Annotated in this window: 10 protein-coding genes and 1 pseudogene; 2 read left to right on the forward strand and 9 right to left on the reverse strand. The window is 43.4% G+C overall.

The annotated features are described in order from the left end of the window. Positions 1 to 44: 44 nt before the first annotated feature. The gene (locus GVV58_RS14205) at positions 45 to 479 is read right to left on the reverse strand and encodes a hypothetical protein (RefSeq protein ID WP_100355917.1); all 435 of its coding nucleotides are present in this window, start codon (positions 477 to 479) and stop codon (positions 45 to 47) included. 277 nt (positions 480 to 756) lie between these two features. Between GVV58_RS14205 and GVV58_RS14210 the strand changes: the two are divergent. Beyond that, positions 757 to 993: pseudogene (locus GVV58_RS14210) on the forward strand (hypothetical protein); the annotation flags it as partial. 124 nt (positions 994 to 1,117) lie between these two features. Here GVV58_RS14210 and brxL read toward each other — a convergent pair. Genes brxL through GVV58_RS14245 form a run of 7 tightly spaced genes read right to left on the reverse strand, consistent with a single transcriptional unit; the run spans position 1,118 to position 15,227 of the window. Continuing rightward, positions 1,118 to 3,157, reverse strand: a complete 2,040-nt coding sequence (gene brxL / locus GVV58_RS14215) for a protease Lon-related BREX system protein BrxL (protein ID WP_151726274.1) — start codon at positions 3,155 to 3,157, stop codon at positions 1,118 to 1,120. 29 nt (positions 3,158 to 3,186) lie between these two features. Next, positions 3,187 to 5,811, reverse strand: coding sequence for a BREX-1 system phosphatase PglZ type A (pglZ, locus tag GVV58_RS14220; RefSeq protein WP_159516810.1), 2,625 nt, complete (start codon positions 5,809 to 5,811; stop codon positions 3,187 to 3,189). A gap of 43 nt (positions 5,812 to 5,854) precedes the next feature. Next, entirely contained in the window at positions 5,855 to 9,376 is a 3,522-nt protein-coding gene (gene pglX, locus GVV58_RS14225; protein ID WP_159516811.1) for a BREX-1 system adenine-specific DNA-methyltransferase PglX, read from the reverse strand. 49 nt (positions 9,377 to 9,425) lie between these two features. Beyond that, the gene (brxC, locus tag GVV58_RS14230; RefSeq protein ID WP_159516812.1) at positions 9,426 to 13,106 is read right to left on the reverse strand and encodes a BREX system P-loop protein BrxC; all 3,681 of its coding nucleotides are present in this window, start codon (positions 13,104 to 13,106) and stop codon (positions 9,426 to 9,428) included. 40 nt (positions 13,107 to 13,146) lie between these two features. Further along, a complete protein-coding gene (locus tag GVV58_RS14235; protein ID WP_100355921.1) occupies positions 13,147 to 13,722 on the reverse strand; it encodes a DUF1788 domain-containing protein in 576 nt (191 codons plus the stop codon). Between the two features lie 16 nt (positions 13,723 to 13,738). Continuing rightward, entirely contained in the window at positions 13,739 to 14,350 is a 612-nt protein-coding gene (locus GVV58_RS14240) for a DUF1819 family protein (RefSeq protein WP_100355922.1), read from the reverse strand. A gap of 10 nt (positions 14,351 to 14,360) precedes the next feature. Continuing rightward, positions 14,361 to 15,227, reverse strand: a complete 867-nt coding sequence (locus GVV58_RS14245) for a WYL domain-containing protein (protein ID WP_100355923.1) — start codon at positions 15,225 to 15,227, stop codon at positions 14,361 to 14,363. A 208-nt stretch (positions 15,228 to 15,435) separates the two neighbouring features. Here GVV58_RS14245 and GVV58_RS14250 point away from each other — a divergent pair, with 208 nt between their 5' ends. Beyond that, positions 15,436 to 15,765, forward strand: coding sequence for a DUF4236 domain-containing protein (locus GVV58_RS14250; protein ID WP_010116447.1), 330 nt, complete (start codon positions 15,436 to 15,438; stop codon positions 15,763 to 15,765). 272 nt (positions 15,766 to 16,037) lie between these two features. Here the strand turns inward: GVV58_RS14250 and GVV58_RS14255 are convergent, their stop codons facing one another. Beyond that, on the reverse strand, positions 16,038 to 17,270 hold the full coding sequence (locus GVV58_RS14255; protein ID WP_001255534.1) for an ATP-binding protein: 1,233 nt from the start codon (positions 17,268 to 17,270) through the stop codon (positions 16,038 to 16,040). Positions 17,271 to 17,513 lie beyond the last annotated feature (243 nt).

Raw genomic sequence — 17,513 nt, forward strand, 5'->3', positions numbered from 1 at the left:
AATCAACAGGGTTTTCGGTCTCTAAGTACTTTTTAAAGGGAACATCATCGACTCAAATCTCTATTTGCAACAGTGCCATTAATAGTCCCATCGAAAAGAAGGAGTTTCTTTTCTTTTGTATTAATAGAGTTTTGAAATGATTGGCTACATGCTAAGTAGTGACGTTCTTCAAAATCTGAGATAGCTTGCTTTTTCAACGATTGAGTAGGATATACAGATACCGTATAAGCATCCTGAACAATAAAGAAGATTTGATTTTCTTCTCTTTCTCTTGCTTCTTGATCAGTCATATTAGCTGTAACTGACATTAACTTTTCCGTAGCTTCAGAAGCTTTCAAACCTAATTGTCTGTATGTTTGGGCTAAAGAAGCTACTGTTTCAGCTTTTTTACAATGAGCTTGAGCTAATTCATATACTGTTTCTGAATAAGCAGAAGTACCAATACAGGCTATGAGTAAGGATAGAGCTATCTTTTTCATATTTAGAATCTACTTCTTTTTAAATAATTCATTATTTAAAGCATCTAAACAAGATGTATATGTGTGTTGTCCGAAACCTGTAATAACATTATTCCGTTTAATTTGATCATTAAAAACAGGAGCTTGATATGCATCGGAAACAATAACGAATACTGAACCGTACCGGGTTTGTCGGAGACTTTTTATTTAAGTTAGGCCGCCTGACCTAACGGGTTAATCTTATCATTGTACATTGCTTCAAACTCAAAAGGCGATACATTGTCAACGGCATTCTAAAATTGCCCCCTTTTACCTTACAAATGGCAAAGTAAAATTGACCCCTGAAATCAGAGAAAGAGCGGTTCAATTACTAATTGAATCTGAAAAAGATTATCCTTCTACTTGGGCAGCAATCACAGCTATTGATCCTAAAATCGGTTGTACTCCTGAAACATTGCGTGTTTGGTATCAAAAATATTTAGATCAACAAAATCCTGTCAAAATACAACAGATATCTGATCAAGAAAAAATGAAGGGTAATCCCCCCCTAAAATACTAGCTCTTTAAAAGAGGCAGTATTATGCTTTTACAACATGGTGTTTAACTTGAGAAACTGAATTTAAAACAATCTACTGTAACTCTTCCAGACAGATATGAAATTAATCCACCCCTAGCCCTTTAAACACCGCATCTACCGGATCTGCATAGAAGCTGGTCTGGAACTTGGTAAACAGTTCCACAGGAATCGTTGGGATATCTGCCGCACTACTCATTGGCAAAGCAACCTTCTTGGCACCCGCATCAAAAGCAACTTGCAGACATTCGGCAATACTTTCCACCGGTGTCACAGAACCACCCAAGCTCATATCACCCAGTACCACCATCTGACTTTGAACCGATCGTCCTAAGAGGCCAGAAGCGAAAGCCACTAAACTTGGCAGAGCAAGATGGCTGAGCGGGCCGGTATTCTGTAACTCCACCACATGTAAGTGGAAGTCATGTTCCAGTACCTTACTGCCCCCCGAGATCCGGGATGCATTGGCCTTGAAGTAATCAAAAGCAATCTTGACCTGTTCTTTGGCACTACTTGAATTCCATAAGCCAGATGTCGCCAATTTTCCTGAACCTTTAGTGACTTGCAGTTCTAAGCGGTATAAACCTGGCATGCCCTTATTACTGAGTCCGATGGTATACAGAAAACCTGGTTTAGCAGGACCTTCGGGAATAAGTCCGCCACCCCCCTGCTCTTTGACTGAAACAAAATGTTCTTCTAAGGTATCATTATCGATATAGCTGAAATGCACATCATAGAATTCCATGCCACCAATTTTTTTCAGCTGCTCTTTGACCCGACGGCGCACCTGCAGCGCATATTCCAGACATTGGCGTACATCTTCTTTATTAAACTGACCGTGTGGGTAAAGCAGCTTCATCAATCCAGAAACCGTCTTGCGAACGGCGATCACATCACGCTGATTCAGGTTATTCCCTAGCTTGAAGTACTTCTCAATGGCATCCGCAAAACTGCGCTTGCGCATTTCCCGGAAGAATTCAGCAAGATAATCAACGATTAGACCATAACGGTTGGTAAAGAATTCCGGACGCATTTTTGGAATTTCCCAACCCGGGATATAGGCATGAAAGCGATCAAAGAATGCTGAATCGATCATTGCTTCAGGAAAAGGAGCCAATAAGTGGCTAGTCTTCACCAAGGATTCAACACTTTGGTTAATATTACCCACAAAAACCATCGAAGCAGAGGCTTCCATCTGTTCACGACCACGGGCAAAAGATCCTGAGGCCATGTAGTCTTTCATGATCTGTACGCCATCTTTGTCCTTAAAGGAAATACCGGCAACTTCATCAAAAGCTACCACATCCCATAAGCCCACCAGACCAATACGGCGGCTACTCATGTTATAGAACAGGTTGGCGACAGTCGTTTGTCCACCGGAGACTAAAATACTATTCGGTGAACACTCTTTGTAAATATGGCTTTTCCCGGTACCGCGTGGTCCCAGTTCACAAACGTTATAGTTATTTTCAACGAACGGAACCATACGCGCTAATAGGTGCCATTGCACGTCCTCTTTTAACGAAGCCGGTTCCATGCCGATGGAACGGATTAAACTCTCGCGCCACTGATCAGTGCTTAATGCTGCTCTGCCACTGAAGAGTTCATCCATATTCATATTCGGCATTTGAATCGGCTTGAGTAAGCTCACGCCAAATGGAGAACTGGTCTGCCCTTCATCAAAGTAGTAGCTGAGCGTAGCAATGACCCAGATACCACCAACAAGTAATTTTTCATACTCTTTGACGATGCCTGCCGAGATTTCGGCATCTTTGATGCCCAGATTACTAAATGATGCTTCGTATTTGTCTTTACGCTCATTCAGCTTTACGGTCACCCGATCAATGACCTTATAACTGCCCCGTTCACGAACCAGGGATTTCACCTTCTCAGCTTCATCAGGTCGTACATAGTTCTCTGCCAGCACGGTCTTTACGTTACGTAGTCCCTGCTCTATGATCTCTGGATCATCCGAGGCACAGTACATCCCTAGCAGATATTCGAGTACATAGACCGGGACATTGGCCCCTTCTTTGATCAGTTTAGTCAGATCCTTACGTACCACCCGCCCAGCAAAGTGTTCATTCAGCAGCTGATCCAGTTCTTTATCGTTAGCAGATTCCATGTAGGCTACGCTCTATCGTTAATTCGTTATTAGAAGAAGTCATCGGTAAATGCCAAATCAATGGTGACCTTATAGCGTTGCATCTCGATATTCAGGTCTTTGTCCTTCAGTACCAGGAAGTAATCTTTCTTACGGTCAAAATCAGTGCCAGACAATGACAGTCTGACCTGTTTGACCCGATCGGCAACAGAGTCGGTACTGCTATCAAAAGTCAAAGTTTCTTCACTGGAAACTTTGAGATCCCCATCATAAATGGCAATGGATAAAGTCACTGGCATGACCAGCTCACTGACAGCTTCAGTTTGCATCAAATCAAACTTCTGGATGTTATTGACCATCTTCAGCGTGGATTTGGTAGAAATGACCTCAACTTTACGCTTGGTGCGCTGTCCAGCCTTTTCACCACGTAGCTGTTTTACCGTTAGTACCGGTACCACAATTTCCTGAGGCATGATACCGCCATGCACGAAACGTGAGCCTCCTACAAAATGGAAACGGTTCGCCCCTTTTGGAATCCAGAAATCAGTCGCAGATAATGTGCCTGCCGTAGCTTGGGTTGAGCCTTTCCAGGCTTCCTTGCTCTCTGGTAAATCATGCCCAATCACATAGCGTTTTTTGCTCTTCAATGTATTGGTCGGTTTTTCAGTCAAGCTTGAACGATCCGCAGATTCCAGTTTACTTTGCTGGAACAAGAAGCCATGGTCGGCGGTAATCAATAAGGTAGAAATATTGAAGTGCATCAAGATTTTGCGGCTGAGTTCGGTCAGCTCTTCAATGGCATGTTCCACCGCCATAAAGGTTTCTGATTCTGTAGAGGCGCTGTCACCGCGTGCATCAATCACGTTGTGATAAACGTAAATCAGCTCATGGTCTTTGAGTGCTTCACGGCCTTCATCACGCGACCAGCCTTTTACCGTTTCAGCGGTAACCGCCAATCCATTATAGGCAGCCAGAATTTTGGATCGTGCTGCAGTCCCTTTGCTGGACTGTCCATCTACTAAAACATCATCCCCTGCGGCCTCTTTGTACTCCAAAGTCTGATGCGGCAACAACGAGGCCATGCCAAGTGTGGTGTAACTTGGGACAACGCCCAGCTGTGAAGACAAGGTCGCTTCAGAATAACGCTTTTCATTAATACGATCACGCAACTCTACCGCAGCTTCATAGCGAAAAGCATCACTGATAATTACCACAATACGGCGTTTCGTTGCAGAACCCAGTAAGGGGCTGACATGGGTATCATAGAAGTTCTGCTGATTTGGGATATCTGCCACTTTCCAGACATTCAAGCTTTGCTCAGCTTCAACCCGCTCTCCCCAGTTTCGTGCCAAGTGGTCAATAAACCAGTAGGAATAGCAATTTTCGACTTCTTCATCGAGTTTTTTCAGGATATCGACATGAGCGCGTTGAGAAGCAGCACTGTAGTGGCGATAGGCCATATCAAAGCGATACAACTCCTGCTCGTAGGCTTTATACAAGGCTTCGCTGGAGTCGAAATAGAACCCAGAATCAAACTGCAGTCGCAGGCTGAACAGGTCAATCGCTGCCTGCAACGCTGTATAGACGGTGCGATATTTACGGCGTGTCGCATCATCCTTATGTTTGGAAGCCCAATAGCCATCCAGACGGGTAGAAATAATCGTTCTGAAATGTTCCAGTTCAGCTTTGGTTGCTGCAGGGATCTGGCTGGCCAGATCAACAATGATCTTTTGTTCAATCACTTCAAAAGTCATGACATCGAGCAGCTGCTCCAGATCAAAGGCCCCGACCTTTTCTTGGATCCGCAGTGCATTGGCCACGGTCTGGGAGAGTGTATCGAAGGTTGGGTAGTATTTGGAGCTGTCTCTCCAGCGCGACAAAAAGGCTCTAGCCGTCGCACGGGAGCTGACGGATGACATCACCAGTTCCTGAGCCCATACGGGGATATCGCCCAAGCTTTCACAGAAACCTGTAGTCATCAAACGGATAAAGAACGTACCGAGCTTGAATGGTGCTTCCCCATTCAACTCTTCAACCGATGCTGGATAACCAATTTCCGCCTGTAATGCCGTGACCAAAGCCGGCACCAGTTGGAATTTTTCCAGTTCAGTAAAGGAGTCTGGATTGACTTCCAGAGCCAGATTCTGCTGTACCATTTCATCTGCCAGTGCCAGAACGATATGCATCAGCTCGGCACTATCAGCCTTGACCACAGCCGCAATCATGGCCATATCCAGATCCTGTTCATCTGCATCAGGCTGGATATAGCGTTTCAATGTACTCAGACGGGCTTTGGCTTTAAGGAATTCTTCACGTTTGGCCAGATGTTCTCTTAGACTCTGCTGCTGTAAACCCAGCTCATTGAAAATAATCGAGAAACGATCGGCATAGAAGCTGCGAGAATATAGCTTAATGTCCAGTAACCAGTCTTTTTCAGTTTCAGGCTCAGCACTTGGGAAATACAGCAAGTATTTACCCTGCTGATCCTCAAGTTCCAGTTTAAGCTTAATCGCAAGGCTGGATTCTTCTGCCATATTCAGAATCTGGACATCATTTAGCTCTAGGGCTTTGATTTCTTCAGTAAATGACTGTTCTGCATCACACCAAAAGACAATTCGGTGCTGTTCAGTATAAAAGGCTTGTTCCAGGCCTTGCTGAAGTTGATTTAAGTTCATGCAAACACCTCTGCATGATCTCGTTCGCAAGAAAAGCTATTCATCACTTCTCCCCCGTAATCGCTTTGACTTCAGCCAACAAGTCCCCAAACTTGCCGTAGTTCACTTTCACCCCATCATCTAGATCCAGCGAAATACGCTGATCGGCGTAATGACGCAGTTTTTCCTCAAAACTACTCAGTTCAGCCTGTTGTTTATGTAAGTTCTGTAATTCTTTCTCTTTACGTTTAATTTCAGCAGCTGAATCACTGTTTTCTATTTCACTTTCTAAAGAATTGGCCATAGCGGACATTTTGGAAATCAGTGGCATCACGTATTCAGTACGCATACGCGCCAAGGTACTGTCGTTATAGCGGTGCAAGTACACCAATGCCTGGAAAGCCCCCTGTTTACCACTGCTAAATAACCAGTAGATCGGACGCTTTTTATAAGTTTGCATATGGTCTTTATAGAACTTGCTGGCTAGGTAACGGCGAATGGTATCTTCTGCTGTTTCACTGGCTTTTTTATCCAAGCTTTCTGCCAGCCATTGCATATTGGTATCCAGCGTGTCTTTACCCCAAACCGCAGTTAAGAACTCTTGGATACGATGTGTCGCATCATCTTCAAACCAGTGCATTTCGGTCAATGGAATAATACCGTCAGCATCGGCTGGGAATTTTTGATAACGACTGGCATCAAAGTCTTGATTGCCTGCATGGGCATAGATCAAACCTGGTTCATCCAGGCTATAACGTCCCATCATGCAGCCAAGTGCATAAGAGACTAAACGCTGGCTGTCTTTTTCTCGGTCAGCACGGGTTAAGGTGATTTGCTCATCCGGTACATCTGGGGTCAGTTCATCCTGTAAGCCATACGCATCAATAAACAGCTTGTTGTTTTCTTCTTCCAGACGTTTCATTTCAGCCACGGCGTCAGCATTTTGCTTTTGCCATGCATTAAAGGCTTGTTCTAGATTTGGCTGTTGCGTACAAATAATTGGGTTCCGAGTAAAGTCCCATGCTGTTTCGTAGGAGTTCCAATCATATGTGGATAGTTCTATAGCTTTTTCCACTAGAATATCCAAAGTGTTATATGAATCTTTTATTATGGGAAGATTTAAAATATGCCCTAATTTAAAGTCCATTGTTGGAGCTAACATTCTAATGAAATGATTAGTAATAGATGAGTTCAAAAAAGCTAGGATTTTTTTACTGTTAGATTTATCTATAATAAAGCCCATCGGTCCTTTTGCATCAAACATATAACCAGATGGAACAAAGCGTACAGCGAATGTACCGCTTGAAATGCCGGACCATGTAAAACCAGATTGAAAACCGTATTGACCATTATAGTTATGTGAACGTATCCGACCTGTATCAGAATCTATAAGATGTTTAACCTCTTCTCCATCATTGTACCAATTAACAATATATTCACGATTACCAGACCAGCGTCTAAATTCACCACCTTTGATATATGGAAAAAATTTCTTTTGGCTTTGATATGCTTCATTATTATTTCTAATATTGAATCCAATATTATTTAAATCAACTTCTTGCCATAAACGTAGAAATTTTTCATTACTTCCTGTCGTGAGTCCTTCTCTTGTCTTAACTAATAATGACAGCTTATCAAAACTGTTAAATATTTTTAAAATATCCTCACTAGCCCAATAAGCAATAGGACTACCTGGAATTTTCTTAAAGTCATCTGGTTTTGCAGTCTTTAATCGCTCATTTTGTACAGGAAATTGTTTTGGAATTCCGTATTCACTTAGGTCATCATTTTCACAATAAGAAAAACTACCTGCATAATTGCTAATATACTTATTTAGCATGATGGTAGCAGCCGTACCAAAGGCAATTCCCATTACCCCATTGCCCATATGCACCATACAAGACAAAGTCCGATCCTGTAGCAACTTTTCACGCATTGCTTCATAAGAGGACAGGAACATCCAGCTTTGCATAGTGACCATGCTATTAAAACCGCTGTCCTTACACCAATCGAAACCACGTTCAATAAACATGGCAAATAGGTCTGACTTGCTGTTAGGGAATTTTTTCTTCGCAAAATCTTTAAGTGCTGGATTCATCCCCTTACCACCCATATATGGCGGGTTAGCAATTACAGCATCATATTGTTTAGCGAGTAATTTAGCTTGCTGTACTAAAGGTAACAACTCTTGTGCTGACTGTTGCGCAAAAATATCCCCTGATTCTAAAGCTGTGTTTAGCTTACTTTCTAATTCAGGTAGCTTTTGAGAGAATGTTGCTGGTACCTGAATCAAAGAACCAAACGTTGAAGAGTGTTCAAATAATTCCAGTAACTCTTTTAAATCTGCCTGCGCAATACCAGTGTTTGCCAAATCCTGACTCAATGCGTCTAAACGTTCCGGCTGACTGTCTTGTAGCGCAATAATATTCAGCTTCGGTGGATTGCTAAATAAACGGCGGTCATCCTCACGCGCTTTCATTAACAATGCAAAACTAGCTAATTGTGCTGCACGGGTATCAATATCAATCCCGTATAAATTCTTTTCTAAAATCAAACGTGGAATATCGCGGCTACGGTAACCACGTTCTAAGTAAATCGCTTTGAGGCAATCATAAGCTTCCACCAGAATATGCCCCGAACCACAGGCAGGATCCAGTACCGTAATGCTTTCAGGGTTTAAAGTATCGCCATCTTCACTAATCCGGACATCAATCAGCTGTTTTAACTGGGCATTGACTTCATCGGTCTGTTCCGCTGGCTGAATATAGTATTCCCATTCACTGGCCAGCGTACTATCAGGCTGTGCCATCATCCATAAACGGCCGACACTGTTTTGCACCAGATATTTTACAATCCAGTTTGGGGTGAAGAGTTGTGTCGCAGCTGGAATGTCTTCACTCTTGACGACTTTACCAATCACCTGATCTTTCTTTTCAGAAATATAGAACTGATACAGCCAGCCAATAATCTGTACATCCGACCAGTCTTCTTCCGGAATGCTGCTGACCAGATCACGAATCAAGGAGTCGGTTTTGGTTAAATTGTCAGGAAGTAACAGTTCAGATTCATCAGACACCTGTTCGAACAGGAGTGGCATGACTTGATTCAATGCATGGCATTGGGCCAGTAACAGTTCCCGATACAGCTCTTCGTCTTTATTGCCATCAAGCTTGAGTTCAGCCACACGGCTGGCATCTAAACCTGGTAGGTCAATATCCAGACATTCTTCCAGAATCTGTGGCAAGCCTGCACTACCATCGGCACTACTCAGTACACGGCGACCATGATCCAGTAAGCCTTTGCATTCCATATAGCGAATCGCACAGAGACGGTTAAACCAACTGTAAGCGATATAATCAATCGTCTGCTCAAAACTGCTGGTTTGAATGCGCTTGATCAGCTTGTCACGAGATTTCATGACGGATAGCGGAAAAACCTGATCGCCAATCAGCAGCAAGTCGCCTTTCTGTTCAGCCGGTAAAATGCTGTCTGCGGTGATGCCATATTTGGCGGCCTGCTTGCGCATCGCTGCGATAAAATCGTTACGTGCTTGCGGTGCGTATTTTTTAATATTACTGGTATTCATGTTAAAACCTTTAATTAATGACTGATGCCGTATAGATCCCTAACCCAAGTTAGCGAATACGCACACGCTTTTTATCACCCACAATTTTTTTCAATTCAGCTTTGAGTGCGTCTACAAACTGATCTACTGACTCTTCTGTTTCCAGATAGACACTACTTGAGCTTTTGCTGTAAATGCTGGCGACATCGACTTCGACAACAGGTTTCGGTGGCACTACGGCTGTCACAGGCTGTACCGGACTCGCAGCAGGTGCTGATGTAGCTGGGCTGGAGGTGGTTGCAGTGTTGGTTACACTCTCTGCTTTGCTCTGAGCCAGTTGTGCCGCTTTGGCCTGACGCTGGATTTCCGCCTCAACTTCGCTCTCCAGCTCATACAAGGCTTCATCAAAACGCTCGACGCTGGTTTGGGTTTGCAGCATATAGATGGTGGACAGGCTAGTTTCCACTTCAATATCCGTTTTCAGCAGTTGTAGTGGCCGTAATAGCTTGTTACTCAGCTCAGCGGTGGCAATACCACTGTTTTTAATCTCGGCTTCTAACTGCTTGATCTTGTCATCAATGTGTTCTATCGCCTGATTGCGCTTCTCAGTCAGCAATTGCTCATTGACGCTTTCCACTGTACGAACCAACTCTGCCACTTTATTTAACAGGCCATAGGGCGATTCAAGGGTGGCAATACGATGTAATTCGGAGAGGGCTTTTTTTGCCACCTCATCACTGCCCAGCGCCTGTTTGTTTTTCTCAAAATGACGTAGAGCCTGCTGCAGTTGCTGCCAGCTTGGCATCTGATTGCTGAAGAACTCATGAATATCACGGTAGTCTTCTTCCAGATCCAGATAGTCGTCCTTGTTCTCGACCACGGCCTTAAAGAAATCGAAGCTGTCGCTATTGGTCAGCAGACGTTCCAAAGTGAGAATCGACTTTTCAATCACTTTCTTGCCCGGGAACTGCCCAACATCAGTTTTACTCTTATACGATTTAAAGTTGGCTAACCAATTTTTAAAATGTTGGGTATAGAATTCAAACAGCTCTTTCTCAGTCGCTGGTCCCATGGCCGAGAATAGGTCTTGGGTGAGTTGGCGTGCCTGTTTCAACACCTGATCATCAGTCTGGCGCTTTTTAATAATGGAAACATCACGGCGACGGCGGCTGTTTTGTAAAGGCTCAAAGGCATCTTTTAACTGTAAGCTGCCGCCATTTAGCTGCAGTGAAATCCGCCCCATTGCCGCCAACTGACCCACCAGCAGTAAAATCTCGGCATCCGGCCAGCCATAAGGACGTTTGGCAAAACGATCGACCACATCTGAGACTAGAATACGCTCTGTACCAGTGGCGCGTAGTGCAATGTACTGCTCCACTTCCTGTAGGGCTTTCGGATTGCTCTGCCCGCCATCCAAAGACAATCCGAGCTGCGCCATATCATCCACAGTCAAGACGGCGTTCAGTTCACGCCAGGCATCCTGCTGATAGACCTGCAAATAGCTCAGTTTGGTATAGGTGTTTTCCAGCAAATAACGACAAGCCTCATCCAGCTTGGTGGTTGGACTTGAAGATGATAGTTGTAGATGCTGACCCAAGGCATAACTTTCCGCGTCCAGCAACATTTCTTCGACCCGGACACGCAGGCGTTTTTTACGTTCTTGGTTCTCACGGCCACGGTCTGCCAGAATACGGGAAATATCGGACTGAGTGCCATCATCATTTAAGCGGATGAATTTATTGGTTTTCAGCCAGGTGCGCAGTTCATTAAAGAACTGTTTATCATCTGCCAGTTTAAACAGCACTTGTCCTTCGGCCTGAGTACTTTTACCAATACAGTAAGCTTCGGTGTAAAGATTGTATTCCGTATCCAGCGGAGAAATGATTTCAACTTTCAAATCGCTCTCATACTTGCCATCCAGGCTATGGCTATCTAGGAAACGACCAATCTGATAGTCCATCTTGTTGGCTTGATGGCGGTATTTGTTCTGATCGCGCAGTAAATCTTTAAAGATCAGATTGGCTAACTCTTTATTTTCTTCTGAAGCTGCTAAGTCAGTGGCTTTGATTTTTCGGGTAATATCACGTTCTTCATTGGTCAGGAACAGGAACTCATCGCCATTGCGGGTAATCAGGCTCTCTTTTTCCAGACGCTGCAGGCTCTCTTCAATCCGCTTGCGCAATGCCAGCTTATCTTCATCAATTTTCTCAATCGACAAAGTCACCAGGTTATCCAATGTGCCTTTGATGATATCGACATAGCGGATCATGAACAGGGTACGCAGCATCTGCACATCAAAACCATCCAGGGTCTTGTTCTGCCCTGCCTGGTCGATGGTACGCTTCACTGCTGTATCTAGGAAGCCTTCAACTGAAGTATAGAAGCGATGGAAAGGAACCAGTGCCCCGACTTCATCTGTGGCAATCGCATTCGCGGCCATCTGGAACGCATCCAGCATGGACCGTTCACCATAGGCCAAGTGTGCACCGGTCGCACCGACTTTACGGATTTCTTCAAATACTTTTTGCACCAGCTGGAAATGGTACGGCGCAAAAGGATAGTTATGAATAAAACTTTCTGGCCCCTCATAGTTCTTGAGGGTTGGACCTGAACGGTCAAAGGTAATCTGATTTTTTAAGATATCGCCCTTTTGCTCAAACACCGATCTGAGCAATGCTTCTGCTTCTGGGGTTTTGCGTAATAAACGTTTCTGGATGACTTCATCGGTATTGGAACTGGACAGTGATAAACGGGTTTTAAAACGTCCAGCAATCTTGGAGAAGTCATTGGCTTTGGAAGAAGACATCTCACCTAAAACAGCATCGATGTCTGCCTGTGAGGTGACGATAATCCAAGCGCGGCCTTTACAGATCGTACCCAGGTTTTCAGTAATGGTTTGCAATGTCAGCATCAAGCGGGTATCGCTGCCAATAAACTGCCCCACTTCATCGACCAAGAACAACATGCGTTGCTGGGGTCCTTTGCTGTCCAGGTATTCTTTCACCCACTGACAGAAGTTTTCAACCGAAACACTAAAGGTCTGCTCAGAATCCTCAAACCACTTGTGTGCCGCTTCAGCAGATAAGTTTAGGGCTTGGGAAATTGCGGTTTCGACATCATCCTGATAGAACTGATAGCCATCACGTTCTTCTAGCCAAGACATGCCGCTAGATTCTTCAAAAGCCTGTTTAAAGCGCTCATACACCCCTTTCTGACTCAGGTGGCGCTCCATATGGGCAATATGTGGATGGTCAGCACTAAAACCCTGATACTCGTTAAACACCCGTAAAAACACATTCAGAATCGGATTGCCGTCATCATTGGAGCTGGCTTTACTGTCGATGTTAAATAGGATGACATCGGCATGATGACTAACCGCTTTACCAATATCCGCACGGATAAACGCATCCCGGATTTTGCTTTCATCAAAGAATTCTGCAGCACTGCGTTCGTTACCTTCCGCGTCACGTGCCACTTTATTGGCCAGAATATAGGACAAGGTTTTCAGAAAATGCGATTTACCTGAACCAAAGAAGCCAGAAATCCACACGCCGACACGATTGGCAATCGAAGGGTCGCTGAGGTCTGTACCATAGGACTGGAAAAAGTCACGAAAATGCTTTTCCAGCTCATTGGTGACCACGTACTCATCCAGCTCCTGGTAAACCGTGGCATTATCATCCTGATCTGCCTTGACCACCCCGTTAATTGCACGATCTAATGGCTTGTAAAAAAGTTCTTTAATATTCATCTCAATCAATTCCCCGAATTTTTATGGCTATTTGTCGTGCTTATGGCACTAATCTGAAGGCTCTGTAGTAATTATTGCTTGGAATTTTTCCAAATAAACTCATGGCCTGACCGTCGTAATACCCCGGATAAAACAATACGACTGGTTTATGCCCCAGCAAGGAATGCAAACTGTTTAACAAATGATGTGCACGTAATAGTGGCCAAACCGACCCCACCCCGGTCATCAACACTATATCTTGCTCATTGGTGGCATATTTGCTCACCAGATACGGCGCAAACTTATCCATATGCAGTGGACCTTTCAGAGCCTTGAGCAGTGCCTCATCGCCTTTGGCTTTTTGCATTTGGATCGCTTTATCAATGAAATTGCGCTCATCCAGATAATCCACCACTGCTTGTAGCAGATTAATATTCACCACCTTCAGCTGACTGTGTTTTTTCTCCAGCATCCCTTCCAGAAAATGAAGATATTCGCGGACTTTCAGCTCATCTTCAGGTGCATAATCAAAAATCCAGAAGCCAATTTCATTACCCAATCCTTGTCCAGTGAGAAACTCAGTGGAAAGAATTCGCTCTGGAATCTGGTTCAGACGCTCATGTATTGTTTGACTCATTGCTGCCCCTCTACAACTAACGCGTCCATACCGACACTTCCATAGATCTTTTAATGCGTTGTTTATAATGTTCTTCCAACAGGCTACGCAGCTCTGCTCTGACGATCACGCGCTGCAACTCCAGCTTACGGGTACTTTTTAAGTAACCGGCTTCTGCCAGCATGCGAAACACCACCTGCCCCATTTTTTTCTTGCTGGACTCTTTCCAATCACAGATATCCGGATCGCGTTGTGAGCGTTCATCCAAAAAATCTGACCAGATATAACTGTCCAAGTGTTGCGCCTGGGAGATATAGGCATCCCTCATCACCGTTTCCATAAACTCAAGCAGCAACAGGTTGCGTTCCAGTGCGCCACAAAAGGCCACCTGGGTCGCCAGCTCATCATCCCCATCACACAAAGCTTTCCAGAAATCAGGCTCTAAGCGCTCCAGACGCTTACGAATAGCGGTGGCATTGCGTTGAGCTGAGGCTGCGGTTCTTTTTTGCAGAATATTGTCAACCTGAATGGCCTGATGCCATTGTTCTGGAGTCGCCTCTCGTAATAACAGATCCGCGATCAGCCGGCTTTCACGCACCATCAGTGAGCCACCAATTAGGTCACTGTCATAATGAAATTGTTCTAACATAGCCAATCTCCTATGAAGCTTGATCAAACAGGTAAGACGACAGCTTTTCGATATCTGAACCTTGTAACACCAAGGGATATTTCAAGGCATCATCCGCCTCAGCCAGCGTGATCGCGGCCTGATATCGCTGCAAAGTATAGTGAGCCAGGGCTTTTTTCACCGGAATCTGTAATCTGCCATCGGGCATGCCGAAGTCTTTTTCGACCAGCGCTTTTTGAGCTTCATTCAATTTTGGATTAGGGATCAGCGTCAGTATAACTTCTTCATGCCAGTGTTGATCCTGAACAGGGTCTACTGTATCAATCGCCACCACAACAGGTGTGCGATCAATCCTGGAGAGTAAAAAGTCCTTAAACTGCTTGCTCTGATGACAATAGGCACGGACATGCCAACGGAATCCGGTATACACCAGGGTATGCGGGGAAATCATGCGCTCATGCCACTGTGGTTGATGCATTGAGGCATAAATAATTTTGAGACAGCTTCGTGTTCGACAGGCACGCAACACTTCCCTGATGACTTCAGGACGCACACTGCGATCGGGTAACTGTACCGCTGAGAGATTCGGTTCTGGTGTCGCAATCAGGGCATGCGATTCACTGACCAAACCCGAAAGCATGTTGAGATACTCATTGATATGCGCTGTAGTCAATACCGGTTGAAAACTGGCTTTAGGCACATAGCCTTTTACTGATGGATCATGAATCAAGGCATCTGGGTTATACAGCGTATTGTAACGCTTGATATCCGCAGAAGCCTGCTGTCGACTGAGCCCAAACCAGCTCATTAAACGATTGGTAACCAAACGACCTTCCCAGTAAGCAAGCAGCTCGATCGCTCGCATTCGTAGCAGGACTTCATGCTTATCTGTCGTCATATACCAATCAGTCAATAAATAGCAGCTTTAAGATTACCCTACAGCAAATATACAGTAAACATTTTTGACGGTATTTAAAGGTAGTATTGCAATCACCAGATAAAAAATATACTAGTATCCTGATGATAGCCGTCAAAGTACGATCTCTAGCAGATCATGGATCCTAGTATAGCGCGTGAATTGAGCTAAGTTTTAGAATGAGAGCAATATGGGTTTTAGATTTCGTAAAAGTATTAAATTATTCCCGGGTTTTAAAATTAATCTGACCCATAAAGGCATCAGCAGTGCCAGCATTGGCAAACCTGGTGCTTCTCTAAATATTGGTAAAAAAGGGACTCGAACCAGTGTTGGTATTCCAGGTACGGGACTGTCTTACTCTAAACACCAGCCTTACTCTAAAAAGACCCGTGTTCCACAACCGACATCGCTAGAACACACGGAATATAATCCTCAGAATTTAGAACAACCGAAGGCAAAGATATGGCCTTGGATTATTTTTGGAATATTGTGTTTTATTGTGGGTGCCGTCATTTTTTAGCAAAAACAACATTGTATTTTGATCAAAAAAAATGCCCACATGGGTGAGTGGGCAAACTAAGGATATTAAGATCCTTCAGAAACTCCAGCGCAATTCTCGCTACTTTCAGTAAGCGACTCTGGCTCAATCATGATAGTCTGACTCAATCGAATCGAGGTAAATCGATCCATTACAATTGGAGCAGAAATTATGCTTGAATACATTCTTGAATGATGCTGAAAAGTCTTTGAGTTTTAATTAATAAATAAGAGTATCCATGTCTACCCTCAACTTTACTTATTTTCAGATAGCAACCAATCGAGAGCACTCATTTTTACAATACCATTATAATTCGCTTCAGTCCCTATCGTGTCTAAGGTAAGCAAATACTTGGGATACGAATCAGAAATTTTCTGTAATGGACGTAACTCTCGGCTGAGTGTCTCCTCATTGAGCGTTTCTAATGCCACCTGATAATAAGTTAAATTCTGTAAAGTATCGACAGCAACAAAATCAATTTCATATTCATCAACCCGCCCTACATAGACCGTATAACCTCGTCTGACAAGCTCAAGATAAATCACATTTTCTAAGATATGACCTTGATCAGCATTAGCATCAGGCAACATAATCCGGCGCAATCCGACATCAACTAAATAGTATTTTTCAGAGGATTGTAATAACTCACGCCCGCGTACTTTAAATTGTGCGGCACTATAAAATAACAAACTGTCCTGTAAGCCCTGAATATAGCGTTTTACTGTTTCAAATGAAATTTTAACCCCACTTGAAACAAAGGTATTTTTAATTTTATTGATGGAAATAGGTGAGCCTGTCACGCTTGCCAAATATCTTGCGACACGCTCGAGAGAGTTAATATCGGCAGTATTCAAACGGGGAATAACATCTTTAAACATTACACTGGCATAGACCGCTTGCAAGTAATCATAAGTTTCCTGCTGGCTAGTCATGGCAAGCGTATAAGGGAAACTACTGCGCGTATACATGGCATACAAATCACGATTGGATAATTGTTGGATGATCGGATTATTTTCAATATGCCACTGTTTAAATTCTTGGAATGACAGAGGTAGAACATGTTGCTCGATATAGCGTCCTGTAAGTAAAGTCGCAAGTTCTCCACTTAGAAAGAATGCATTTGAGCCTGTAATATATAAATCGATATAATCCCGAACATATAAAGAGTCGACTACTTTCTCAAAATTTGTAACATGTTGTATTTCATCTAAAAAAACATAGTTTTTTTTACTTTTATCAACTTTGGACAATACATAATCATGTAGTTTACGGTAATCGGTGAGTTCTTCAAATTCCATAAATTCGAAGTTGATGGCAATGATGTTTTCGGCTTGTACACCCTGTGCTTTTAGGTCTTGTTGAAACATCGCCAATAAGGTGGATTTTCCAGAGCGACGCACACCTGAAAGTACTTTAATGACATCACGGTCTTGCCATGTATTCAGAAATTTTAAGTAGCCATCACGTCGAATATTAGCGCTTCTCATTATTTACACTTAGAATCTAAAGTTTTAATAAATTCTATCAAATTTTAGAATGTATATGTAAATATATTTAATTTTAAAAAAAGTTTAAAGGTTAAGTGAAACATTCAAAGCTGCTGTAGAAGCATGTAAACAGCAGATCTGATCAAAATCCAAATTCTGTCTTTTTGATTATTTTCCATGTTATGTTATTTCATTGATGCTACGAGTTAACTGCTATATAAATTAAGTGAAAAGTAAATGGAA

The sequence above is a fragment of the Acinetobacter sp. 18QD2AZ41W genome (assembly GCF_009829025.1).
Classification (GTDB): Bacteria; Pseudomonadota; Gammaproteobacteria; order Pseudomonadales; family Moraxellaceae; genus Acinetobacter; species Acinetobacter pseudolwoffii.